Genomic DNA, 23,244 nt, shown 5'->3' on the forward strand with positions numbered 1-23,244 from the left:
GCTCAGACCGCCGACGCCGCCGGTTTGTGACGACCGGTCACAGGCGCGCGGGGTGACCGGTCAGAGCAGGCGTCCGGGGGACCGCCCGGCACCGATCGGAGGAATCATGACCACCTGGAGCACTGCGCTGCAGCGCACCGTTCTCGCCGTCGCCGTACTGGCGACCTTCATCGCGTTCCTGGACGGCAGCGTCGTAGCCGTCGCGCTGCCCGCCATCGGCCGTGAGCTCGGCGGCGGCCTGGCCGCGCAGCAGTGGATCGTCGACGCCTACCTGCTGACGCTCGGCTCGGTCATCCTGCTCGCCGGGTCGCTGTCCGACCTGTTCGGCCGCAGGCGGGTCCTGTTCTGGGGGCTGCTCGGCTTCGGGATCGCCTCCGTCGCGTGCGCCGTCGCGCCGACCGCGGAGGTCCTCATCCTCGCCCGCGGCCTGCAGGGCGTTGCCGGGGCGCTGCTCGTCCCGAGCTCGCTCGCGCTCATCCTGAGCGCGTTCCAGGGTCCGGCCCAGGCGCGCGCGATCGGCGTCTGGACGGCGATCACCAGCCTCGCCAGCATCGCGGGCCCGATCGTCGGCGGCGTGCTGGTGGACACGCTGTCCTGGCGATGGGTCTTCGCTATCAACCTGCTGCCGATCGCGGTCGCGCTGGTGCTCGTGCGCGCGCTCCCGGCCGACGCGCAGCGGCAGTCGGGCACCCGCGTCGACTGGGTCGGCGCGCTGCTCGGCATCGCCGGACTCGGGCTCCCGGTCTTCGCGCTCATCGAGAGCGGCCGGTTCGGCTGGGGCTCGCCCGTCATCCTGACCGCGCTCGGGCTCGGCGTGGTCGGCTTCGTCGCGTTCGTTCTCTGGGAGCGGAGGGCGGCGGCGCCGATGCTGCCGCTCGCGATCTTCCGCGCGCGCGACTTCACGGTGGGCAACGTCGCGACGGCGTTCATCTACGGGGGCGTCTCCGTCGGCACCTTCGCGCTCGCGCTGTTCCTGCAGCAGGGCGCCGGCTACAGCGCGACGGCCGCCGGCTTCGCGATGGTCCCCTCCAGCGTCCTGCTGATCGCGCTCGCCGCGGTGTTCGGCCGGCTGAGCGGGAAGGTCGGACCGCGGCTGCTGATGACCGTCGGCCCGGCCGTCACCGGCGTCGGCTTTCTGCTCATGCTGAGGATCGGCGCGCACGCCGACTACCTCACCGAGGTGCTGCCCGCGGTGTGCGCGTTCGGGCTCGGGATGGCGATCACCGTCGCCCCGCTGACGGCCACCGTGCTCGGGGCGGTGGCGGCGGGGCGCGCCGGGATCGCGTCCGCGGTGAACAACGCCGTGTCGCGCGTCGCGGGCCTGATCGCCGTGGCGCTCGCCGGAACCATGGGCGGCGCGACCATCCAGCTGGAGGGGTTCCACGGCCTGGTCCTCGCCGCCGCGATCGCCCTGTTCGCGGGTGCGGCCGTCTCCGGCGCCGGCATCCGCGACCCGCGGCCGGTCCGCGTCGCCCCCGCCGGCGCCGGGTCGGGCCACGCCCCCCTCGCTGTCACAACCGCCGACCAGGGCCGGTCGTAGCTGGGCAGGAGGGTCGCGACCGCGGCCTCCCGACACCATCGAGAAGGGACACCAGAACATGAGCAGGCCCATCCTGGAGAAGGAGGCGCAGGGCATCGTCGACGCGACGTCCGCCCCGCCGTTCCTCTACGAACTCGGCCCGGAGGGCGCGCGGAAGGTCCTCGACGACCTGCAGGCCGCCCCCATCGAGAAGCCGCCCGTCGACGAGACCTGGATCACCGTCCCGGCGGCGGTCGGCGACGTCCGCGTGCGGATCGTGAAGCCCCGTGGCGCCGCGGACGGCCTCCCGGTCGTCCTCTACATCCACGGCGGCGGCTGGGTCATCGGCGACGCGGGCACGCACGACCGCCTGGTGCGCGAGCTGGCGGTCGGTGCCCGCGCCGCGCTCGCCTTCGTCGAGTACGACCGGTCGCCGGAGGCGCGCTACCCCGTCGCCATCGAGCAGGCGTACGCCGCCGCGCAGTGGATCACCGCGCACGGCTCCGAGCTCGGCGTCGACGCGGCCCGCATGGCCATCGCCGGCGACTCGGTCGGCGGCAACATGACCGCCGCCGTCGCGATCCTCGCGCAGCAGCGCGGCGACGTGCGCTTCGTCCACCAGTCGCTCTACTACCCGGTCACCGACGCCGCGCAGGACACCGACTCCTACCGCGAGTTCGCGGAGGGCGCGTACCTGACGGCGAAGGCGATGGCGTGGTTCTGGGACGCCTACCTCCCCGACACCGCGAAGCGCTCCGAGATCACGGCGTCCCCGCTGCGCGCGACGCTCGACCAGCTCGCCGGGCTGCCGGAGGCGTTCGTGATCGTCGACGAGAACGACGTGCTGCGCGACGAGGGCGAGGCCTACGCCCGCAAGCTCACCGAGGCCGGGGTGCGGACCACCTCCGTCCGCTACAACGGCACGATCCACGACTTCATGATGCTGAACCCGCTGCGGCCGTCCGCCGCGGTCACCGCCGCCGTGGAGCAGGCGGTCCATGTCCTGCGCAAGGCGCTGGGCACCGACGAGAACACCGCGAGCACCGAGAACACCGAGGAGACGAAGTAATGACCGATCAGAAGCCCGTCGTCGTGCTGGTGCACGGCGCGTTCGCCGAGTCCGCCAGCTGGAACGGCGTCATCGAGCACCTGCAGCGGAACGGCGTGGAGTGCGTCGCCGCCGCGAACCCGCTGCGCAGCCTCGCCGGCGACGCCGCGTACGTGCGCGACGTCATCGCGGGCGTCGGCCGCCCGGTCGTGCTCGTCGGACACTCCTACGGCGGCCTCGTGATCTCCGAGGCGGCCGCCGGCGTCGACGCGGTGAGCGCGCTGGTCTACGTCAACGCGTTCGTTCCCGAGCACGGCCAGACCGCGTTCGACCTGTCCACGGAGTTCCCCGGCAGCACGCTCGGCGACGCGCTCGCGCCGCACCCGCTCGCCGACGGCGGCGTGGAGCTCGTGATCCAGCCGGCGCTGTTCCGCGCGCAGTTCTGTGCTGACGTGCCGGAGGCGACGGCCGCGCTCATGGCGGCGACGCAGCGCCCGGTCACGCAGGCCGCGCTGACCGAGCCACTGCCGACCGCGACGCCGGCCTGGAAGACCATCCCCTCGTGGTGCGTCTTCGGCGACGAGGACCGGAACATCCCGGTCGCCGAGCACCGTGCCGGCGCCGAGCGGGCGCAGGCGCGCGGCGTCCTGGAGGTGCCGGGCGGCTCGCACGCGCTCAGCGTGTCGCAGCCCGAGGCCGTCGCGGAGACCATCCTGGCGGCCGTCGCGGCCGTGGAGGCGGCGCCGGTCGGCGCGTGACGCGGACCGCGGGCGGTGTCCCCGGCCCGGGAATGTCCGGGGACGCCGCTCGCACGGAACTCGAAACGGAACTCGAAACGGAAGGATGCCGATGGACCCCTCTGCTCTCGGCCCGGTGCGCCGCGTCCGCACCGCGACGCTCGACGTCGGCTACCACGACCTCGGCGATCGCGCGGCGCCCGCCGCGCTGCTCCTGCACGGCTACCCGTACGACGTGCACAGCTATGTCGAGGCGGCCGGCCGGCTCGCCGCGGCGGGGATGCGGGTGATCGTCCCGTACCTGCGCGGTCACGGCCCGACCCGGTTCCTCGACCCGGCCGCGGCCCGCAGCGGTCAGCAGGCCGCGCTCGGGACGGATGTCGTGGAGCTGATGGACGCGCTCGGCCTGCCGGCGGCCGTCCTCGCCGGCTACGACTGGGGCGGACGGGCCGCGTGCGTCGCCGCCGCGGCGTGGCCGGAGCGCGTGCACGGCCTGGTCTCGGTGAACGGCTACCTCATCCAGGACATCGCCGCGTCGATGCGCCCCCTGCCGCCCCGGCTGGAGGCCGGGTTCTGGTACTTCTTCTACTTCCTCACCGAGCGCGGTCGCGCCGGCCTCGCCGCCGACCCCCGCGGCGTCGCCGAGGTGATCTGGCGCAGGAACTCGCCGGAGTGGTCGTTCACCGACGCCGAGCTGGATCTGGTCGCGCGGTCGTTCGCCAACCCCGACTATGCGGACGTGGTCATCCACTCCTACCGCCACCGGCTCGGCGCCGCGGAGGGCGCCCCGCGCTACGCGGAGCTGGAGCGTGCGCTCGCCGGGCAGCCGGCCATCCCCGTCCCCGCGATCACGCTCGACGGCGGAGCGGACGGCAACTTCCCGGCGACGGACGGCACCGCGGCGGCAACGCACTTCACGGGCCCCCGCGAGCACCGGATCGTCCCGGGCGCCGGACACAACCTGCCCCGGGAGCGCCCGGAGGCGTTCGCGCGCGCGGTGCTGGACGTCGGCGCGGTCTAGACGCCCCCGCCCCCGCCTCCTCCGCCTCCTCCGCCGGAGAACCCGCCGCCTCCGGTGCCGCCGGAGGACGAGCTGCTCGCGATCGTGGTGCTGGAGGAGATGCCGCTGACCATCTGCGAGAGCACGGCGACGTTGAACGCGGTCTGGCCGGAGTACCAGCCCGGCGTCTCGCCGGTCTGCTCGTAGAACCGGCCGAGCTCGGCGAGCCACTGCTTCTCGTCGCCGGACAGCACCGCCCAGGGCAGCAGCCGCTCGGTGAGCCTCAGCATCTCGCGCGGGTCGTCGACCGCGACGGGCACCCGCTCCGCGCCCTGCGGGGACTGCAGATACCGGATACGGTCGGCCTCCGCGAGGTGCACGTACATCCGCAGCCCGTCCACGTATTCGCGCAGCAGGGTGCCCTTGCCGGTCAGCGGCGACCGGGACAACAGCACCGCCGCGACGACGAAGACGACCACCGAGCCGAACAGCGTCCCGAACGGGAGGCCGCCGCCGAAGACCCCGGCGATGCAGAACACCGAGGCCACGACGCCGAGCAGCATGGCGCCCAGGGCCGTGAAGAACAGCGCGCGGACGGGGCCGCGCGGGCCGGTGCCGCGGTAGCCGTACCGGGTCGCGTCCGTGTGCACGCGCTTGAGCAGCGCCGAGATGCGGCGTGCGACGCGCGCGTTGGACGAGCCCAGCCTGAGCGTGCTGCCCGGCGTGAGCGCGCTGCCGAACAGGGCAGTGAGGAACTGCAGCTCGTCGGTGGTCGGGCGCGGGTCGCGCAGCGCCGCCTGGCGCCCGGTCGCCTCCGGGGAGACCAGTTCGAGCGTGTAGGACGGCCGGCGCAGGAAGCCCTCGGTCTGCAGCACGCGCACCCGCCCGGAGACGGCGAGGTCGAGCGTCTGCGCGGCGACCGCCTTCTTCGTCCTGCCGGTCACGTCCGCGGCGAGCAGCAGTCCCTCCGTCGGCGGAACGTACTCCGGGATGATCGTGCCGCGTCCCGGGGCGTCGCGCAGCAGGCGCACGCGCACGACGATCGCGCCGATCAGCGCGAGCGCGCCGATCAGCAGGCCCGCGACCGCCGCGTACCCCCAACCGGTGTCGAACATGCCGTCGGCGCGGGCGGTGAAGGTGCCGGCGGCGAACCCGATCGCGAACGTCAGGTTCTCGCGCGGGCCGAGCCCGTCCGCGGTGAACCGGAAGCCGTCCGCGGTGCGCTCCACGGTCGCCGGCTCGGTGGAACCCTGCGGCCCGCGGTACGCCGACGCCTCGCCCTGCAGCGCCTCGGCCAGCCCGGGTCCGAGGTGGACGGTCGCGGTGACGCGCTCGAAGGGCTGCGCCCACGCCGTCCCGTTGGCGTCCCAGTAGAACTCGTCGTCGCCGGTGTCGGCGAAGTAGCGGGTGACGTTGGTCTGCCGGTAGGTGATGACGTAGGTCTGTTCGCCGTGCACGTAGTCGTCGGCGGCGATGGTCAGCGTCAGGATCCCGTCGCCGGAATCGGACTCGTAGGGGCGCGGCGTCCCCTTCTCGTCGGTGACCGACACCACCGTGAGGCCGGTGGGATGCCCGTCGTAGTCCTCGACGAGCTGCCGCCGGATGCCGTGGTTCTGGTCGGTCTGCGGGAACCGGGCCACCAGGGTCTCCACGGTGGTCAGCGTGGAGTGGCCGTCGGCGTCGCGGCCGAGCCGGTAGTCCCCGTCGAAGCTCGCGAACGTGAAGTCGTCGACGCCGGCCGGGGCGGCGTGCCGCGGCACGGCGGAGGCGTGCGCGGGGGCGCCCACCGCCAGCAGCGCGGACGCCGCGACGACGACCGCGGCGATCAGCCGCGCGGCCCGTCCGGCCCGGCCGGCCCGTCCGTCCCGCACCTGTTCCCGACCGCGCACGCGCACCCCGCTGTCCTCCGCCCCGCAGGACGGTCCGCTCCGCCCGCCGGCCCTCCCGGCGGCACGGACCCATCCTGACACGCGCCGCGCGGGGGGACGGGGACGCCGGTCAGCTCCCGGAGGGGAGGCGCAGCCGGGCGTCGATGGCGTCGATGGACTCGCCGCGGGTGCGCGGCATGAACACGATGCCGAGGACGCCGGAGCCCAGCGTGACCACGATCATCAGCACCGAGACCCCGGCCAGCCCGGAGGCGAGGAGAGTCGGCACGAAGACGAGCGAGATGGCAGAGACGATGCGGGCGACGCCGAAGCTCAGACCGAGCGCCGTGCTGCGCAGCTCGGTCGGGAACAGCTCCTGCGACCACACCTTGTAGTGCGCCTCCCCGGCCATCGTGGTGCCGATGCCGTAGGTCACGAACGCGGCGACCAGCGTCCCCGCGCCGACCGGGAGCACCAGCGGCAGGATCCACGCGGCGACCTGCACGACCGCTCCGACCACGAAGATGGGCCGCCGGGCCGCGCCGTCCATCGCGCGCATGATCGCCAGCACGGTGATCAGGATGACGGGGACGCCGATGAGCGACACCAGCAGGGCGGTGGGCCCCGGCAGACCGCCGACCGTCTCCAGCGCGTACAGGCCGAACGAGCCGTAGAAGTTCGTGCCGATGGTCAGCAGGGCGTAGAACGCCATGATGAACAGGGTGCTCGAGAGCAGCCGGCCGCGGAACAGCACGCCGACGCCCTCGCGGATCGCCCCGGTGGAGCGCGCGTTCTTCCACGCCGCCGGCTCGCCGATGCGCCGGCGCAGGGCCCAGGTGATGAGCGCGAGCACCAGGAGGTGGCCGAACACGATCCGCGGCATCCAGTCGCCGAAGCCGGATGCGGCGAGCACGACGAGGATGACGACGAGCGGGCCGAGTCCCCACAGCAGCTGCGTGAACGTGACCAGCCGGCCGCGGTGCGTGCCAGGGGCGGTCTCGCCCACGACGGTGATCGAGGTCGGGACGTCCGCCCCGATCGCGAGGCCAACGATGATCACGCCGACGAAGAGCATCGCGGGGGCGAACGCGAACACGATCCAGAGCAGGCCGAAGGCGTAGAGCAGCAGGTCGAACGCGTACACGCGCTTGCGCCCGACCCGGTCGCCGATGCGGCCGCCGACGATGGCACCGATGCCGATGCAGACGGTGAGCGCGGCCGAGAGCAGCCCGAGCTGCCAGGCGTCGAGCGCGAACTGGCCCTTCCACACGGTGAGGCTGGCGCTGACGGCGACGATGGTGCCGGCGTCCAGGTAGGACGCCATGCCGGCCAGCAGCGCCGTCCGCCAGGGCCGCGCGGTCTGCGGGTCGACGGGAGGAGCGTCCGCGGGGGCTGCCGCGGCGGCGGGGAGGGGCGCGGGGGCCGGGGTGCTGTCGGTCATCGGGAGTGTCCGTTCTTCGGGGTGGGGGTGGAGGCGGTCTTCGGGGTGCGGGCGCTCACCGGGTGTGCGCCCACCGGGCGGCCTGAGCGGCGAGCAGCGCGCGGAGCCCGCCGAGGTCGACGTTGTAGTCGACGACGTGCAGGCCGAGCGCCGAGGTCGAGGTGTCCGGCAGCATCCCGGACGGGTCGTCGACCTGCAGCCAGCTGGTGTTCGCCGTCGCGTCGCCCGCGAACGCGCAGTGCCCGCCGAGGCCGCCGGGGGTCGCCCGGTAGCCGGTCGGATCGGACGGCAGGGTGTAGCCGATCAGGAGGTGGCTCAGTGCGCCGTTCGGGGCGAGCAGGCTGCCGCGGACGAGGGTCCTGGTCGGCAGGATCGGGTCGAGGGCTGTCGTCGCGTCCGCTGCGGCACCGGCGAGCACGGCGCTGGGGTTCACGCACGCGATGCGGTGGCCGGGGTCGAGGTTCGCCGCCAGGCTGCCCGCGACCGGTGCGCCGCCCGACGGCTGGCCGTAACTCGAGTAGGTGATGACGCATCCGGTCGGGACGCCGTCCGCCTGGGGCTCGCACAGCGGCAGCCGCTGGAACGTCGACGCGGGGTCGGCTCCGCCTCCCGCCGTCGCGCCGAGCGGCACCTGCACCTGGCCGCCGAGCACGACGGCGCTGACCAGCTGCGCGGTCGCGGCGGGATTCCCGTCGACGGAGTGCTGCAGCAGCTTCTCGACGGCGACGCTGCCCTGGGAGTGGCCGAGGACGATGACGCCGCGGCGCTCGCCGGTCGCCCGGTCGATGTTGTCGTGCGCCCAGTAGTCGTCCCAGGCCTGCTGCACGTCGGCGAAGCCGGGTCCGGGATACGGGTCGCCGCCGGTCAGGCCGCTCGCGGCGAGCTGCAGCAGCGTGCTCTGCCGGTACAGCGGTGCGAACACGCGGCACAGGCCCGTGAGCGGCCCCAGCTGCGCGAGCAGGACGGCGACCTCGTCGTCGCGGGCGGACGGAGCGGCCGAGCCGATCATCAGCGCGGGGTTGGGGAGGATGTCGACGGTCGGGTAGACGTAGAAGCAGTCGACGGGCGGCTCGGGCCCGACGGCCGGCTGCTCGACGGAGAGCGAGCCGCCTGCGGCCACCGTCGTCGACAGCGGGACGGTGCTGCCGTCCGGGTAGCGTCCCGTGCCGTCACCGCACGCCGAGTCGGCGAGGCCCGGGTGGCAGAGCCACACCGGCGCGGCGAGCGGGGCGGTGAGCGAGAGCGACAGGGACGATCCGGTCGCGGCGGGTGCCGCGCCGAGCGTGACGGTCAGTGCGGCGGTCGCCGCGATCGCGAGGAACGGGGAAGGCATCGTCGCCTCCTTTCGTCGGCGCACCGCGTGGTGCGCGCAGGGGTCAGAGCCGCGTCGTCGCGGCTCCCGCGGGGTGCTCGCTCTCCCGCCCGTCGCGGTCGACGAACGTGAACGGAACGGGGGAGACGATCTCGACCCGGTCGCCGTCGACGGCGACGCGGACCGGGCCGAACGGGGTGGCGGCGGCGCCGGAGACGCGCGTGAGGCGTCCGGGTCGCGGGGCGATCCGCATCCGGGTGCAGCCGGGCTCGAGCGGCCGAACGCCCAGGGTGAAGACGATCAGGTCGCGCGCCGGGGTGGCGCTCCAGCCGTGGCAGTAGGAGCCGCCCTCCCAGCACTCCCGGAACGCGGTGGGTGCGCCGTCGAGCAGCGCGTCCCAGTCGAGCAGCAGCTCGGGCAGCCGGTCGCTCTCGCCCAGGAGGTCGAGAGCCTCGTGCACGATCGCGCGGAAGAACGGCTGGGCGCCGACGGTGAGGCCCTCGGTGTCCCAGTCCGGGGCCTCGCGCAGCGAGACCGGGGTGCCGGCCACCGGGCCGAGCGCGTCCGCGCCGTGGTCGGCGAGCGGGCTGCGCGTGAAGACGGCGGAGCGGTCGAGCAGCAGCCGGCGCACCGCCTCCCGCCGGTGGGCGGGCACGATGCCGGCGCACACCGCAGCCGCGGCGGTGTGCTCGCTCACGGACCGGCCGCGCTCGCCGCCGGCGATGGTGTCCCGGTAGGCGCCGCGCCGCTCGTCCCAGAACGCCTCGAACCCGGCCGCGATCGCCGCGTGCCTGCGCCGGGCCCAGGCGGCACGCCCGGCGTCGCCGCGCGCCTCCGAGAGCTCGGCGACGTCGAGGAACGCCCGCGCGAGCAGGGCGTTGAGGGCGGCGCTCCGCCCAGCGACCTGCACGGGCGACCAGTCGATGAGCACCCAGCCCGGCACATCGGCGACCAGCCCGTCCTCCGCGGCGAAACGGTCGAACCAGCGCAGCACGTTCTCGGCCACCGGCATCAGCTCGGCGACGGCCTCCGTGTCCCCGGTGTAGAGGTGGAGGCGCTGCAGCTGGCGGATCCAGTGCAGCGACCAGTCCGGGATGGTGGGGACGGCCGGGGTGGCGAAGTCGCCGGCGGCGACCATCGGCAGGATGCCGTCCTGGCGCGGCTGGGCCAGGAGCCGCGGACTCCAGCGGGGAAGGCTCCAGTCGAGGTTGGCGGCGAAGTCGACCGACTGGTGGATGACGGAGTCGCCGGTCCACGCGCGCTGCTCGCGGGTCGGGCAGTCCACGTAGGCGTCGTGGGAGCTGAGGTCGGCGGTGCGCAGCGCGACGTCGTAGATGCGGTCCAGCCGCGGGTCGTCGGACCGGAACGGGTCGACGGCCTCGCGCGGGCGGAGCCGTTCGAGCACGGCGACCTCGTCCAGCCGCCAGCCGGTCGCCGCCTCCACGAGCAGCGCGAGCCAGCGGCCGCCGAGCCGTTCGGAGGACGTGAAGCGGTCGTCGTGCCCGCGGCAGAGGTAGCCGAGCACGGCGGCGGAGTCGAGCGCGGCGGACGTCGGCGCCTCCAGGAGCGACGCCGCAACGGCGGTCCCGGCCGGAGCGTCGAAGCGCAGCTCGAGCCTGCCGCTGACGATGCGGCCGAAGTCGACGACGAGCAGGTGCCGCCCGGCTGGGACGTCGATCGGCCCGGCGAGGTCGCCGGGAGCGCCGGCCGGGACCACCGGCGGCGTGGCGAGCAGCGCAGAGAGCAGGCTCCGGGCGGGTCCGAGCGCCGTCCCCTCCCACGCGGTCGCTCCGCCGTCCGCGACGGCGACGGCCGCGGGATGCTGCCGGTCGCCGGTCAGCGCGGGGACCGGGCTGCGCCGCGGCGCGCCCCATGGCTCGCCGCCCGGCGTCGAGCGGCCGGCCGGTCCGACGATGGAGTGCTCGCGCAGCACTGTCGCCTGCGCCCAGTCGCTGTCGTCGTAGCCGAGCTGCGCCCAGTCCGCGTCGAGCAGCCGCGCGTCCAGCAGCTCCTCCGGCTGGGTGACCAGGAACCCGGCGGGCGGGGCGGGCGTCCACGCGTCCGCGGCCTTCACGCGCCAGACCTCGTCGGTCCCGACGATGCGGTCGTCCACCGCGATTTCCACGGCCAGGGAGCCGCCTCCCAGCGTGAAGCTCGTGGGCGACGGCTCCCACCAGGGGGAGGGGTGGCCGCGGTACCGCCCGATCACCGCGACCACGTTCGTGCCGGCGACGAGCGCGCCGTCCAGCCGGTATTCGTCGAATTCGATGCGCCGGGGCGCGTGCCGGATCGGGCCGGAGCCGAGCTCGCGTCCGTTGACGAAGAGCCGGTAGTCGGAGTCCGCCGTGATGCGCAGCCGCGCGGTGCGCGGGGCGGCGTCGAGCCGGAGCGTGCGGCGGAACAGCACCCGGGTGTCGAAGCGCGCGGGGTCCGCAGCGCCGTACGGGTGCTCCCTGGTCGGTCCGGCCAGCGCCGTGCGGTCCGACCAGATCCAGTTCCCGGTCCAGGTGTCCGGCCACGTCATCGAGGGCATGACGCTATTTTTACCGAGTGGTAAGTCAAATGCAAGCGGGCACAATGGAGGGATGACGGAGAGCACACAGAAGGCCGCCTCGCGCCGCGGCCGCCACCGCGGGACGGAGCGCGGGGACTCGCGGCGCGAGGAGCTCGTTCACGTCGCCAGCGAGCTCTTCGCCGAGAACGGCTACCGCGACACGAGCATCGCCGACATCGCCGCGCGCGTCGGCGTCACCCAGCAGGCGCTGCTCTACTACTTCGGCAGCAAGCAGGCGCTGCTGGACGCGGTGATCGACGACAGGGACGGCGCCGCGGTCGCCTTCGCCGAGGAGCTCGCCGGGATCGGCGGCGTCGACGCGATCCGCGCGCTGCCCGCCTCCGCCCGCCGCAACGTCGCCGACCCCAACCTGGTGCGGCTGTTCGCCGTCCTCGTCGCCGAGAACCTGCCGCGCGACGCCGTCGCCCACGACCACTTCGTCGCGCGCTACCGGCGCCTGCGCCGGATCGTCGCCGGCCTCATCGCGGACGGCCAGCGCGACGGCGTCTTCGACCCCGGCATCGACCCCGCGCTCAAGGCGGCGGAGGTGGTGGCGGTGATCGACGGACTCAACACGCAGTGGCTGCTCGACCCGGACGACGTGGACATCGTCGCGGTGACCGAGCAGTTCGCCGAGGGCCTGGTCGCCTCCCTGCGCCCGCGGTCCTGACCGGGATCACCGCTCAGCGAGCGCCGTGACCAGCTCCCACGCGACAACGGCCGCGAGGCAGGCGTAGACGATCCCGGCCAGGACGCTCAGCAGCCGGGCGGAGGACGAGTTCGGCGCGAGGCGGCGCTGCAGGGTGCCTGCGAGCAGGCCGACGGCCGTGTCGACGACGTAGCCGATGACCATGAAGCACAGCCCGAGCAGGATGAACTGGGCGGCGCTGGAGCCGGCGGAGCCGAGGAACTGCGGCAGGAACGCGAGAAAGAACAGCGCCATCTTGGGGTTCGTCAGGTTGACGACGAGGCCCTGCCTGAACCACGCGCCGTCCCGGGCTGCCGCGCCGAAGGCGGCGCCCCGGCGCGCGTCGCGGAAGGACTGCACGGCCAGCCACGCGAGATAGCCGAACCCGACCAGGCGGAGGAGGTTCAGCGTCCACGGGAACGCGCGGACGAGCGCGCCGGTTCCGGCGGCGACCGCGACCGAGTAGACCAGGACCCCGAGCGCGACGCCTGCGGAGGCCCGCAGCGCGGCAGCGCGCCCGCCGCCGATGCCCACCGCGAGCATGTAGGCCATGTCCGTGCCGGGGGCGAGGCAGATCAGCAGGCTGGCCAGGAGGAAGAGCGGCAGGACGGCGATGTCGATCATCGCGTGGACGCCGCGCCCGCGGCGGGGTTGCGGTGCCGGTGCCGGTCGACGCGGGCGCGGTTGCCGCATCCCGGGCTGCACCAGCGCTGGTTGCGGCGCGAGCGGTGGAAGACCTGCCCGCAGCCCGGCGCCTCGCACACGGCGATCGCGGCCAGGTCCTCGCGGCCGAGCAGGTCGACGGTCGCGGCCGCGAGAACGCCGAGCAGGGCGGGGAACCCGGCGTCGGCCGCCAGCCGGCTGGTGCCGGGCACCGTCGTCAGCAGCCGGGAGACGCCGGCGGCGCGCACCCGGTCGTTGACGAGCTCGACGTCCTCCGGGTCGAGGGGGCGCTGCAGGGCCGCGTTGCGGAGCAGGCGGTCCGTGGCGTCGCGCTGCCGGAGCACCGCCGCCAGGTCGATGCTGTCCGCGCCCAGCGGCGGCAGCCACGCGGGCTCGGCCTCGACCCACTCCCGGAACTCCGCGACGGTGCCGATGAGCTCCTCGCGCCGGTCGGCCAGCCCGATCGTCGTGTTGGCGAAGTCCACGGCCAGGTGGTCGCCCAGCCAGACCCATCGCGTTCGTGACGTCACGCCCACATCATGGACCTGTCATGGGATGTTGCGCAAAAACCATTACACGACAGCGTGTTACGGTGTGCCCTGCGATCCAGGGAGGGACACGTGACCGAGACGACGGAGACCATGCTGCCGGTGCTCGAGTACCTGCGGCGGCAGCTCGCGAAGACCCTGCGGCCGGGCGAGACGACGCACCTGCGCTACCCGACGGCGATCTCGCGGCTGCTGAACCTGGAGGTGGTCGCCGTGGACGAGCGTCTGGCCGCGGTGCGCATCGCCGCCGACGTCGGACTGCACGGCAACCAGCAGGGCACGGTGCACGGCGGCCTGCTCGCGGAGCTGGCCGACGCCGCGATCGGGACGGCGCACTCCACCGTGATCGAGCCGGGCGAGTCCTTCACGAGCCTCGACCTGAGCGCGCGCTTCGTGCGCCCGGCCTGGTCGGGGCCGCTGATCGCGACGGCACGCTGCACGCATCCCGGGCGGACGGTGAGCCAGTACCAGTGCGAGATCACGCGCGAGGACGGCGCGGTCGTCGCGATGGTCAGCAGCGCGGTCATGACGTTGCGCGGGGAGGCGGCGGCGGGGCGCTGACCCGGTCGCCGCATCCCCTCACGGCGCGTCCCGGGCGGCGATCGCGCCGATCAGCGCGTCGATCGCGGGCTCGAACGCCGCGCGCGACGGGGTCGAGAACCCGGCGACGATCGCGGGCGGGCGCGCGAGGCTGCGGGTGTAGCGGTGCAGGGCGTGGGTGACGAGACCGCCGACCCTGACCACGCCGTCGTCGCCGGCGGCCGGCCCGGGCCCGGCCGGCGCATCGGGCAGCGGGATGACCGCCTGCAGGCCGGCGGGGATGCCGGGGAGGCTGAGCCCCGCGTCCGCCGCGGCCCGCTGCAGGTGCGCCCGGCGGCGCGCGTACTCGCGGCGCTGCCTGCGGATGTGGCGCTCGAAGTCGCCGGAGCGGATCAGCTCGGCGAGCGCGAGCTGATCCAGGAGCGGAACGCCGCCGGTCAGCGTCAGGGTCGCCCGTCGCAGCGGCGCCACCAGCTGGTGCGGCACGATCATCCAGCCGAGCCGGAGGCGCGTGTCCAGTGTCTTGCTCGCGCTGCCGACGTAGACGACCCGCTCGGGGTCGGAGCGTTGCAGTGCCGCCACCGGCCGCCGGTCGAAGCGGAACTCGCCGTCGTAGTCGTCCTCCACGATCAGACCGCCCGCCCGCCGCGCCCACTCCACGGCGTCGCGCCTGCGCTGCGCGTCGAGGGCGCCGCCGAGCGGGAACTGGTGGGCGGGGGTGAGCACCGCGACGTCCATCGAGGCGTCGAGGGCGTCGGTGCACGCGCCGAGCGCATCCACCGGCAGGTCGGTGACGCGCCAGCCGAACGCCCGCCAGGCACCGTCGGAGCCGGGAAGGGCGGGGTCCTCGATGGCCACGTGCGAGGCCCCGCGCGTCCGCAGCACCATCGCGAGGACGGAGACCGCGCGGTAGCCGGAGGTCACGACGATCGAGTCCGGCGCGGCGAGGACCCCGCGGGCTCTGGCCAGGTAGCCGGCGAGCTCGCTGCGCAGCAGCGCGCTGCCCGACCCGTCGTCGTCCGGTTCGGCCGGGAGCGCCGTCGCCGCGCGTCGCAGTGCGGCGGCCCAGCGGGTCGCGGGGAAGGATCCCGACTCCGGGCGGCCGGGCCGGAGGTCGAGCCGCGGCGGACGCGGGGGCGCGGCCGGCGCCGACGTCACGCGGCTTCCGCCGCCGCGGGCGACGAAGACCCCCGAGCGCGGCCGGGCCTCCAGCAGTCCCTCCGCGACGAGGTCGTCGACGGCGGAGACGACGGTGCCGCGGGCGACGCCGAGGTCCTCCGCCAGCTCGCGCGCGGACGGCAGCCGGGCGCCGACGGCGAGCGCCCCGGACTCGACCGCCCGCCGGATCGCCTCCTCGACGCCACGCCGTCTCGGCAGTGCGGGATCGAGGGTGAGCGCGGTGTCCACTGGACCACTGTATTGCGGCCCGGCTGGCCCTGTTCCCTGGTCCAATGCCTTCCTAGCGTGGAGACGGACGAACACAGAAGGAGAGACATGAAGATCTTCGTCGCGGGCGCCTCCGGCGTGCTCGGCCGCGCGTTCACCCGGCGCGCCCTGGCCGACGGGCACGACATCGTCGGGATGACGCGCTCGGCGCGGGGTGCGGACGTCGTCGCCGCGGCGGGCGCGCATCCCGTCGTCGCGGACGCGTTCGACGCGGACGCGGTGGCCGTCGCGGTCGCCCAGGCTCGGCCGGACGCCGTCGTGCACCTGCTCACCGACCTGGCGGGCGGCGACCGGACCGCAAACTCCCGGCTGCGCGAGGCCGGCACGCGGAACCTCGTCGATGCCGCGCTCGCGGCCGGGGTGCAGCGGATGGTCGCCGAGAGCATCTCGTGGGTGTACCCGTCCGGCACGCGACCGGCGACCGAGGACGACGCCCTGGACGTCGAGGCGCCCGAGCCGCGGCGCACCACCATCCGGGGCGTCGCGGCCCTGGAGGGGGCCGTCCGGGAGCTGCCGGTCGGCGTCGTCCTGCGGTTCGGTCAGCTCTACGGACCCGGGACGTGGTTCGCGCGGAACGGCAGCACGGCGGACGCGGCGCGCGACGGCGCCCTCCCCGCCACCGAGACGGTCGCCTCGTTCGTGCACGTGGAGGACGCCGCGGCGGTCGCACTCCAGGCCGTCGCCTGGCCGGCGGGGACGTGGAACGTCGTCGACGACGAGCCGGCGCCCGGCACCGCGTGGGTCCCCGTCTTCGCGCGCGTGCTCGGAGCGCCGGAACCCGCCGCCGTCACTTCGGGCGACATCGGCCGCCCGGTGTCGAACGCGCGCCTGCGCGCGGCCGGCGTCCGCCTGCTCCACCCGAGCTGGCGGGACGGGCTCGGGCGGGAATGAGGAGGCCGCCGCTGCGGCCGGGAACGTGGCGCGGCGCGCTCGTCACCTTCGCCGGCGTCCTCCCGGTCAGCCTGCTGCTGAACCTCGTCCTCGCGCCGCTCGTCGACCGCGCGCTGCCGCACCTGCTCACGGTGTGCGTGAACGCCGTGCTGCTGGTCGCGGTGCTCAACTGGCTGCTGCTGCCCCTCCTGCACTGGACGACGAAGGGCTGGGCGCTCCCCGCCCGCCCCGACCGGCACGACGATCCCCCGCGCTGAGAACCGGCGGCGCAGCGAAGAACTCGCGCTCGTGAACGGCGGACCGGCGGAACGCGTCGAGCATCGCCTCACGCGTCCGCTCGTCCGCCGCCGCCGCGGCCTGCGTCACGATCCCGACCGCCTGCCGCGCAGCGTCGGCGAACGCCGGGTCCGCGTACGCGTCGAGCCACGACCGGTAGGGATGCCGCGGGTGGGACTGCGCCCGCAGCCGCTCGCCGAGGTCCTGGTAGAGCCAGAAGCACGGCAGCAGCGCGGCGACGAGCACCCGGTAGTCGCCGCGCGCGGCGGCGGCCAGCTGGTGGTTCACGTACGCGGTCGTGACCGGGCCGGGCGCGGTGCCGGCGAGCGCGGTACCGCCGATCCAGCTCTCGTGCAGCCGGAGCTCCTCGGCGATCGCGTTCTGCGCCGATCCCGCCCAGAACGCCTGCTCCGCCGACGTCGGCGCGAGCCGTGCCGCCTCGGCGAGGGCGCGGGCGAAGTCGCGCAGGTAGAGCGCGTCCTGCGCGAGGTACCAGCGGAACGCGTCCCGGTCGAGAGTGCCGTCGCCGAGCCCGCGCACGAACGGCAGGGCGTCGATCTCGGCGCGGACCCCGGCGATGTCCGCCCACCACTGCGCCTCCAGCTCGCCGAGATCGGGCACGGTCGTCCCGCCGCGCGCCCAGAGGCCGGCGAAGTGGCTGATCGGGCCGTGGCCGGCTCCCACTTCCAGGTCAGCACCGTGCCGGATGCTCTCGGCGAGCCAGCGTCGCGACTCCGCGGTGGCGCGTGGCCAGTCCCCGCTCGCGGCCACGCGGGTGGCGAGCGCCGACGACAGCGAGCATCCCGTCCCGTGCGTGTTGCGCGTGTGGATGCGGGTGCCGCGGAACGCCGTCACGGTCGGCCCGGAGGCGCCGCCCGGCTCCACCAGCGCATCGGTGAGCGCCTCGCCGTCCAGGTGGCCGCCCTTCGCGAGGACGCGCACGCCGTGCCGCACGGCGACGCGTCCGGCCTGGGCGAGGACCTCGTCCCACGTCGTCGCCACCGGCTCGCCGGCGAGGATCGCCAGCTCCGGCACGTTCGGCGTCACCACGTCGGCGTGCGGGACGAGGGCGCGCAGCGCCTGCTCGGCGTCCGGGTCCAGCAGCCGGTCGCCGCTCGTCGCGACCATCACCGGGTCGAGGACGACGATCGGCGGCCGGACGCGTTCCAGCCAGCCGGTGACGACCCGGATGACGTCCGCGGTCGCGAGCATCCCGATCTTGACGGCGTCGATCACGACGTCGTCGGAGACCGCGTCCAGCTGCTCCCGGAGGAAGGCCGGCGGGGGCACGTGCACGGAACGCACGCCCCGCGTGTTCTGCGCGACGAGCGCGGTGACGACGGCCATGCCGTAGCCGCCGTTCGCCGCGATGCTCTTCAGGTCGGCCTGGATGCCCGCTCCGCCTGTCGGGTCGGTGCCGGCGATGCTCAGCACCCGCGGCACCGCCCGTCCCCGCCCGGTCATGCGGCGTCCCAGGCGGCGCGCAGCTCCCGGGCCGCGCGACCGGGGTCGTCCGCCGCGCAGATCGCCGAGACCACGGCGGCCCCGGCGGCGCCGGACCGGCGCAGGACGGGCAGGTCGGCGGCCGTCACGCCGCCGATCGCGACGGCGGGCAGTGCACTGATGGCGACCAGGCGGGCGAACGCGGCGTGGCCGAGCGCGGGAGGGGCGTCCCGCTTCGTAGCGGTCGTGTGCAGAGCGCCGATGCCGACATAGTCCACGACCCCGCTCGCGGCCGCCGCGGCCAGCTGCTCCGGTGTCGAGGCGCTGAGCCCCAGGACCGCGTCCGGGCCGATGAGCGCCCGGACGGCCGCGGGAGGCAGATCGGACTGCCCGACGTGCACGCCGTCGACGCGCGCACCCGAGGCGCGGGCGGCGAGGAACACATCCACCCGGTCGTTGACGATGACCGCGACCTCGCGCGGGAGCGCCGCGGAGACCCTCCGCACCGTGTCGAGGAACCCGCGCGCCGTCGCGTCCTTCTCCCGGATCTGCACGGCCGTCACGCCGGCGGCCGCCGCGCGGACGACCTCCACGATGTCGTGCCCGGCCCGGGCGGCGGCTCCGGAGTCGGTCACCAGGTACACGGAAAGGTCGGCGGTCACGCGATCACCGCCCGCGCGCGCAGGGTGCCGGCGTCGAGCCCGGCGATCGCGTCGAGGAACGCGACGGCGAAGCTGCCCGGACCCTCGCTCGCCTCGGCCGCCCGTTCGGCGGCCACGTTGTAGGCGGTGATCGCCGCGACGGCGGCCGCCAGCCGGTCCTCGACGACCCCGGCGAAGGCGGCCATCACCGCGCCGAGCGCACAGCCGCCGCCGGTCACCCGCGTGAGCAGTTCGTGCCCGTTTCCCAGCCGGACGACGGTCTCGCCGTCGGTCACCGCGTCGGTGGCCCCGGACACCGCGACGACGCCCCCGGTCGCCCGCGCGATGCGGTGCGCGGCGGCGACCGCGTCGTCCACCGCGTCGGCGGCGTCGACACCCCGGCCGCCGGCGCCGGCGCCGTCCAGCGCCAGGATCTCGGACGCGTTCCCGCGCACCACCGTCGGGCGCAGCGCGCGCAGCTCGGCGGCGAGCCGGGTGCGCACGGGGAGCACGCCGATCGCGACGGGATCGAGCACCCAGGGCGTCCCGCCGTCCGCGGCGGCGCGCGCGGCCTCGAGCATCGCCTCGCGCTGCTCGGCGGCGGGTGTGCCGAGGTTGATCAGCACCCCGGACGCGACGGTGGCGAACGGCCCCGCCTCACCCGGGATGTCGACCATGGCGGGTGCGGCGCCGAGGGCGAGCAGGACGTTGGCGGTGAAGTTGGTGGTCACCGCGTTGGTCAGGCACTGCACCAGCGGCCCGGCGGCTCTCACCGCCTCCCAGGCCGCCACGGTGGTATCGGTCAGGTTTTCCGGCGTGCGCATCATGCGCGACATCCCTTCGCTAGTACGAGCTAGATCAGGTTCGACGGGTGTGATCTCAGCCCCGCAGGGCACCCCGTGTCACGTTTCGACTCCACCCTACGGGGTCGGGTCCTCCTGGTCGGCCACCGCCCGCGCGTCGAGCGCGGCGATGACGCCGATCATGTCGAGTCCGCCGAGGCCGGCGGCGTCCGCCTCCTCGAACAGCTCCCTGCTGGCGCGGATCAGCGGATGCGCCGACCCCGCCGTGCGCGCGGCGTCCTCGGCCAGCCGCGCGTTCTTGAGCACGTCCGCGATCGCGGCCTGCGCGGTCAGGTCGCCCTCGATGAGCTTGTCCGCCTTGCCGCGGGACACGGCCGAGGCCATCGGGCCCGCCCGCAGCACCTCGCGCAGCACCTCCGGGTCGGCGCCGCTGCGCGCGGCGAAGTGGAAGGTCTCCGCGAGCCCCGTCACCATCGTGATCAGGAAGGTGTTCACCGCGAGCTTCATCGCGAGCGCGCTCGGCACCGGGCCGCAACGGAACGACTGGGCGCTCATCGCGGCGACCACCGGCTCAACGTGCGCCACGGCCGCGGGGTCGCCGGCCAGCATCGCGACCAGCGTCCCGTCGGTCGCCGGTCCGCGGGAGCCGGACACCGGCGCCTCGACGTACCGGCCGCCGGCCGTCTCGACCTCCGCGGCGAGCGCCGCCGAGAACGCTGTCGTGAAGGTGCCCATCTGCACCACGGTCCGGTCGGCGACCAGCGCGGCGAACGCCGGCGTTCCGCGCGAAAGCACCGCATCCACCGCCGGCTCGTCGCGCAGCATCAGGATGACCGTCTCCGCCGCCTCGAAAACGCCGGCCACGTCCCCCGCCGCCCGCGCGCCCGCGGCCACCAGCTCGTCCACCGGCGCGGCCGAGCGCGCCCACACGACGACGTCGAATCCGGCGCGCACCAGATTCGTCGCCATCGGCACGCCCATGATCCCCAGACCGATGAAGCCGACCGTCCGTTCGCTCATCGCTCTCCCTCTCTCGTCGTCCCCGTCATCCCGAGCGCGCTCAGGGCGGCGCTCGCGTGGGCGGCGGCCTCCGCCCTGTCCGGCGCCTGCCGCAGCCCGAGCAGGCGCTGGCGGTGCGGCTCGCCGAGGAGCAGCGCGAACAGCGCCTCCGCGCGATCGGCGTCGCTCTCCGGCAGCCGCGAACGCAGCGCGGCGATGTAGCTGAGCGGCCCGTCGTCGTAGAAGCGCACCGCGAGGTCGGGGAAGCGGTGGGACTCGCCGATCGCGAGCCGGTGCAGGCCGATCGCGTCGTCGGAGTGCAGGGTGAGCACGATCGCCAGCGCCAGCTGCTCCAGTCCGTCCGACGGAGACAGCTGCAGCGCCCGCTCGCGGAGCCGTTCCACGGCGGCCAGGAAGACCTCGGTGCGGTCGCCGATGTAGCTGTAGATCGTCCGTTTCGCCACGTGCGCTGCGGCGGCGATCCGGTCGAGCGTCACCGGCTCGAAGCCGTCCTGGACGAACAGCCGCACCGCCGCATCCAGGATGTCGTCGCGTCGCCGGGCGCGCTCCGCCTCCGGTGGCCGACCGCGCCTGCGCGAGGCCGCGGCGGTCTGCGTCTCCGGCATCGGCTTCCTCCTCGTCTCGACCCGTGTGCGTCCCAGCCTATAATGAAACGGTTTTCGTTTCATTCTTTGCGCAGGCGACCCCTGCGCGACGAGGAGAATCCCGATGCCAACACCACGCAAGGCGCGCCAGACGGCGAAACCCGCCGCAGGAACCGCGCCGGCCGCGTCCGAGGACGAGCTGCGCGCCTTCTACCGGCAGATGCTGCTGATCCGGCGGTTCGAGGAGCGCGCGGCGCGCGCGTACACCGAGGCCAAGATCGGCGGCTACTGCCACCTGAACCTGGGCGAGGAGGCGACCGTCGTCGGCCTGATGAGCGCCCTCGGACCGGACGACTATCTCTACGCCAACTACCGCGAGCACGGCTACGCGCTCGCCCGCGGGATCTCGCCGGAGCGTGCGATGGCCGAGCTGTTCGGCCGCACCGACGGCGTCTCGCGCGGCTGGGGCGGCTCCATGCACATGTTCGACCCGAGCGTCCGGTTCATGGGCGGCTACGGCATCGTCGGCGGTCAGGTGCCGCTGGCGACCGGCACCGCGCTCGCGATCGACTACCGCGGCGGCCCCGAGGCCGTGATGTGCCTGATGGGCGACGGCACGACCAACATCGGCGCCTTCCACGAATCGCTCAACATCGCGGCGCTCTGGCGCCTGCCGATCGTGTACGTGGTCAACAACAACGGCCTCGGGATGGCGACCACCGTCGAGCAGTCCTCGGCGGAGCCGGAGCTGCACCGCAGGGCGGCGTCGTACCGGATGCCGTCCGCGCGGGTGGACGGCGGCGATCCCGTCGCGGTCCGGGAGGCAGCGCGCGTCGCGCTCGCGGCCGCCAGGGCGGGGACGCCGTACCTGCTGGAGACGCTGACCGGGCGGATGAAGGGGCACTCCGTCGTCGATCCGGCGCGCTACCGCACGCGCGAGGAGAGCGAGGCCGCCCGGGCGGCGGATCCCGTCTCCGCGTTCGCCGACCGGCTGCGCGATGGCGGCATCCTCACGGAGGACGAGCTGGCCGGCATCGACCGCGAGGTCACCGCCGAGGTCGCCTCCGCCGTCGCGTTCGCGGACGCCAGCCCGCAGCCGGAGGTCTCGACGCTCTTCGATTACACCTACGCGACGGCGGTGCCCAACGACTCCCGGCGGCTGCCGGGGGAGGCGCTCTTCCCCGCCGCGCCGCGTCCCGCAGCCCGGACGGAGGTCGCCGCGTGAGCGTCATCAGCTATCGCCAGGCGCTGCACGACGCGCTCCGCAGCGAGCTGCTGCGCGACGAGGACGTGCTCCTGATCGGCGAGGAGATCGGCGTGTTCGAGGGGTCGTACAAGATCACGGCCGGCCTGCTCGCCGAATTCGGGCCGAAGCGGGTCCGCGACACCCCGATCGCGGAGGAGGGCTTCACGGGTGCGGCGATCGGCGCGGCGATGGTGGGGCTGCGTCCCGTCGTCGAGATCATGACGATCAACTTCTCGCTGCTCGCGCTCGACCAGATCGTCAATCACGCCGCCAAGATCTACGGGATGTTCGGCGGCCAGGCGCGGGTGCCTCTCGTCATCCACACGCCCGGCGGCGGCGGACAGCAGCTCGGCGCGACGCACTCCCAGAACATCGAGCTCTACTACGCGTTCGTCCCCGGCATGAAGGTCGTCGCGCCCGCCACCCCGGCGGACGCCAAGGCGCTCATGCTGGCCGCGATCCGCGACGACGACCCCGTCCTGGTGCTCGAGAACCTGGCGCTCTACAACACGACCGGAGAGGTCCCGGACGACATCGCGCCCGCCGAGATCGGGCGCGCCGCCGTGACGCGGGAGGGGACGGACATCACCGTCGTCGCCTACTCGCGGATGGCCGTCGTCGCCCTCCAGGCGGCCGACGTGCTGGCCGCGGAGGGCGTGCAGGTGGAGGTCGTTGACCTGCGCAGCCTGCGTCCGCTGGACAGGGACACCATCGTCGCCTCGGTGAAGAAGACGAACTGCGCCGTCACGCTCGAGGACGACTGGCTCACCTACGGCATCGGAGCCGAGATCGCCGCGACGATCAGCGACGGCGCCTTCGACTGGCTGGATGCGCCGGTGCGCCGCGTCGCGATGGCCGAGGTGCCGATGCCGTACGCCAAGTCGCTCGAAGCGGCGGCGCTGCCCTCTGTGGACGACGCGGTCGCCGCCATCCGCGAAACCCTCGACGCCGTCGCGCGGCGCCGCTGACCCACGAA

22 protein-coding genes and 1 riboswitch are annotated in these 23,244 nt (G+C 74.5%); of the genes, 10 read left to right on the plus strand and 12 right to left on the minus strand.

Annotated elements, in window-relative coordinates; genetic code table 11:
* The first annotated feature begins 106 nt into the window (after nt 1–106).
* The 4 genes from ACTHMF_RS14225 (at nt 107) to ACTHMF_RS14240 (ending at nt 4,325) form a co-directional block, all read left to right on the plus strand.
* Nucleotides 107–1,540, plus strand: coding sequence for a DHA2 family efflux MFS transporter permease subunit (locus ACTHMF_RS14225; RefSeq protein WP_440318460.1), 1,434 nt, complete (start codon nt 107–109; stop codon nt 1,538–1,540).
* 58 nt (nt 1,541–1,598) lie between these two features.
* Complete coding sequence (locus tag ACTHMF_RS14230; RefSeq protein ID WP_440318461.1) at nt 1,599–2,588, plus strand: alpha/beta hydrolase; 990 nt, start codon at nt 1,599–1,601, stop codon at nt 2,586–2,588.
* On the plus strand, nt 2,588–3,325 hold the full coding sequence (locus ACTHMF_RS14235) for an alpha/beta fold hydrolase (protein WP_440318463.1): 738 nt from the start codon (nt 2,588–2,590) through the stop codon (nt 3,323–3,325). Before ACTHMF_RS14230 ends, ACTHMF_RS14235 begins: the two co-directional genes overlap by 1 nt.
* Before the next feature lie 91 nt (nt 3,326–3,416).
* On the plus strand, nt 3,417–4,325 hold the full coding sequence (locus ACTHMF_RS14240) for an alpha/beta fold hydrolase (protein WP_440318464.1): 909 nt from the start codon (nt 3,417–3,419) through the stop codon (nt 4,323–4,325).
* On the opposite strand, the gene ACTHMF_RS14245 is transcribed toward ACTHMF_RS14240, so the two are convergent.
* From ACTHMF_RS14245 to ACTHMF_RS14260, 4 genes are all read right to left on the minus strand, one after another.
* Nucleotides 4,322–6,199, minus strand: a complete 1,878-nt coding sequence (locus ACTHMF_RS14245) for a DUF2207 domain-containing protein (RefSeq protein WP_440318466.1) — start codon at nt 6,197–6,199, stop codon at nt 4,322–4,324. The two genes, ACTHMF_RS14240 and ACTHMF_RS14245, sit on opposite strands and share 4 nt — an antisense overlap.
* A 103-nt stretch (nt 6,200–6,302) precedes the next feature.
* Entirely contained in the window at nt 6,303–7,613 is a 1,311-nt protein-coding gene (locus tag ACTHMF_RS14250) for an MFS transporter (RefSeq protein ID WP_440318467.1), read from the minus strand.
* A 55-nt stretch (nt 7,614–7,668) separates the two neighbouring features.
* On the minus strand, nt 7,669–8,946 hold the full coding sequence (locus ACTHMF_RS14255; protein ID WP_440318469.1) for a DUF3089 domain-containing protein: 1,278 nt from the start codon (nt 8,944–8,946) through the stop codon (nt 7,669–7,671).
* 43 nt (nt 8,947–8,989) lie between these two features.
* The gene (locus ACTHMF_RS14260) at nt 8,990–11,458 is read right to left on the minus strand and encodes an alpha-L-rhamnosidase-related protein (protein ID WP_440318471.1); all 2,469 of its coding nucleotides are present in this window, start codon (nt 11,456–11,458) and stop codon (nt 8,990–8,992) included.
* 52 nt (nt 11,459–11,510) lie between these two features.
* Here ACTHMF_RS14260 and ACTHMF_RS14265 point away from each other — a divergent pair, with 52 nt between their 5' ends.
* Complete coding sequence (locus tag ACTHMF_RS14265) at nt 11,511–12,149, plus strand: TetR/AcrR family transcriptional regulator (RefSeq protein ID WP_440318473.1); 639 nt, start codon at nt 11,511–11,513, stop codon at nt 12,147–12,149.
* 6 nt (nt 12,150–12,155) lie between these two features.
* On the opposite strand, the gene ACTHMF_RS14270 is transcribed toward ACTHMF_RS14265, so the two are convergent.
* Together ACTHMF_RS14270 and ACTHMF_RS14275 are read right to left on the minus strand one after the other, a co-directional pair.
* Nucleotides 12,156–12,791: a LysE family translocator gene (locus ACTHMF_RS14270; RefSeq protein ID WP_440318475.1), complete on the minus strand. Its 636-nt coding sequence runs from the start codon at nt 12,789–12,791 to the stop codon at nt 12,156–12,158.
* Nucleotides 12,788–13,360 carry a CGNR zinc finger domain-containing protein gene (locus ACTHMF_RS14275; RefSeq protein ID WP_440318477.1) on the minus strand — a complete coding sequence of 191 codons (573 nt, stop codon included), beginning with the start codon at nt 13,358–13,360 and terminating at the stop codon, nt 12,788–12,790. The genes ACTHMF_RS14270 and ACTHMF_RS14275 overlap by 4 nt, the downstream gene beginning before the upstream one ends.
* Before the next feature lie 90 nt (nt 13,361–13,450).
* Here ACTHMF_RS14275 and ACTHMF_RS14280 point away from each other — a divergent pair, with 90 nt between their 5' ends.
* Nucleotides 13,451–13,939, plus strand: coding sequence for a PaaI family thioesterase (locus ACTHMF_RS14280; RefSeq protein ID WP_440318478.1), 489 nt, complete (start codon nt 13,451–13,453; stop codon nt 13,937–13,939).
* Between the two features lie 18 nt (nt 13,940–13,957).
* On the opposite strand, the gene pdxR is transcribed toward ACTHMF_RS14280, so the two are convergent.
* Nucleotides 13,958–15,325: a MocR-like pyridoxine biosynthesis transcription factor PdxR gene (gene pdxR, locus ACTHMF_RS14285; protein WP_440318480.1), complete on the minus strand. Its 1,368-nt coding sequence runs from the start codon at nt 15,323–15,325 to the stop codon at nt 13,958–13,960.
* An 87-nt stretch (nt 15,326–15,412) separates the two neighbouring features.
* Here pdxR and ACTHMF_RS14290 point away from each other — a divergent pair, with 87 nt between their 5' ends.
* Complete coding sequence (locus tag ACTHMF_RS14290) at nt 15,413–16,255, plus strand: NAD-dependent epimerase/dehydratase family protein (protein ID WP_440318482.1); 843 nt, start codon at nt 15,413–15,415, stop codon at nt 16,253–16,255.
* Nucleotides 16,252–16,512 carry a hypothetical protein gene (locus ACTHMF_RS14295; protein ID WP_440318484.1) on the plus strand — a complete coding sequence of 87 codons (261 nt, stop codon included), beginning with the start codon at nt 16,252–16,254 and terminating at the stop codon, nt 16,510–16,512. Before ACTHMF_RS14290 ends, ACTHMF_RS14295 begins: the two co-directional genes overlap by 4 nt.
* On the opposite strand, the gene ACTHMF_RS14300 is transcribed toward ACTHMF_RS14295, so the two are convergent.
* From ACTHMF_RS14300 to ACTHMF_RS14320, 5 genes are all read right to left on the minus strand, one after another.
* Nucleotides 16,421–17,995, minus strand: coding sequence for a bifunctional hydroxymethylpyrimidine kinase/phosphomethylpyrimidine kinase (locus ACTHMF_RS14300; RefSeq protein ID WP_440318486.1), 1,575 nt, complete (start codon nt 17,993–17,995; stop codon nt 16,421–16,423). The genes ACTHMF_RS14295 and ACTHMF_RS14300 overlap by 92 nt on opposite strands.
* The gene (gene thiE / locus ACTHMF_RS14305) at nt 17,992–18,636 is read right to left on the minus strand and encodes a thiamine phosphate synthase (protein ID WP_440318487.1); all 645 of its coding nucleotides are present in this window, start codon (nt 18,634–18,636) and stop codon (nt 17,992–17,994) included. Before thiE ends, ACTHMF_RS14300 begins: the two co-directional genes overlap by 4 nt.
* On the minus strand, nt 18,633–19,442 hold the full coding sequence (gene thiM / locus ACTHMF_RS14310) for a hydroxyethylthiazole kinase (RefSeq protein WP_440318489.1): 810 nt from the start codon (nt 19,440–19,442) through the stop codon (nt 18,633–18,635). Before thiM ends, thiE begins: the two co-directional genes overlap by 4 nt.
* A riboswitch (TPP riboswitch) is annotated at nt 19,434–19,525 on the minus strand. Its footprint overlaps the gene before it by 9 nt.
* Nucleotides 19,526–19,535: 10 nt before the next feature.
* Nucleotides 19,536–20,438 carry an NAD(P)-dependent oxidoreductase gene (locus tag ACTHMF_RS14315; RefSeq protein ID WP_440318491.1) on the minus strand — a complete coding sequence of 301 codons (903 nt, stop codon included), beginning with the start codon at nt 20,436–20,438 and terminating at the stop codon, nt 19,536–19,538.
* Nucleotides 20,435–21,043 carry a TetR/AcrR family transcriptional regulator gene (locus ACTHMF_RS14320; RefSeq protein ID WP_440318493.1) on the minus strand — a complete coding sequence of 203 codons (609 nt, stop codon included), beginning with the start codon at nt 21,041–21,043 and terminating at the stop codon, nt 20,435–20,437. The genes ACTHMF_RS14315 and ACTHMF_RS14320 overlap by 4 nt, the downstream gene beginning before the upstream one ends.
* 103 nt (nt 21,044–21,146) lie before the next feature.
* On the opposite strand from ACTHMF_RS14320, the gene pdhA reads away from it, so the two are divergent.
* Nucleotides 21,147–22,247 carry a pyruvate dehydrogenase (acetyl-transferring) E1 component subunit alpha gene (gene pdhA, locus ACTHMF_RS14325; protein ID WP_440318495.1) on the plus strand — a complete coding sequence of 367 codons (1,101 nt, stop codon included), beginning with the start codon at nt 21,147–21,149 and terminating at the stop codon, nt 22,245–22,247.
* Nucleotides 22,244–23,236: an alpha-ketoacid dehydrogenase subunit beta gene (locus tag ACTHMF_RS14330; RefSeq protein WP_440318497.1), complete on the plus strand. Its 993-nt coding sequence runs from the start codon at nt 22,244–22,246 to the stop codon at nt 23,234–23,236. The genes pdhA and ACTHMF_RS14330 overlap by 4 nt, the downstream gene beginning before the upstream one ends.
* The last annotated feature ends 8 nt before the right edge of the window (nt 23,237–23,244 follow it).

It is taken from the genome of Leifsonia sp., from assembly GCF_051955155.1.
GTDB lineage: Bacteria > Actinomycetota > Actinomycetes > Actinomycetales > Microbacteriaceae > Leifsonia.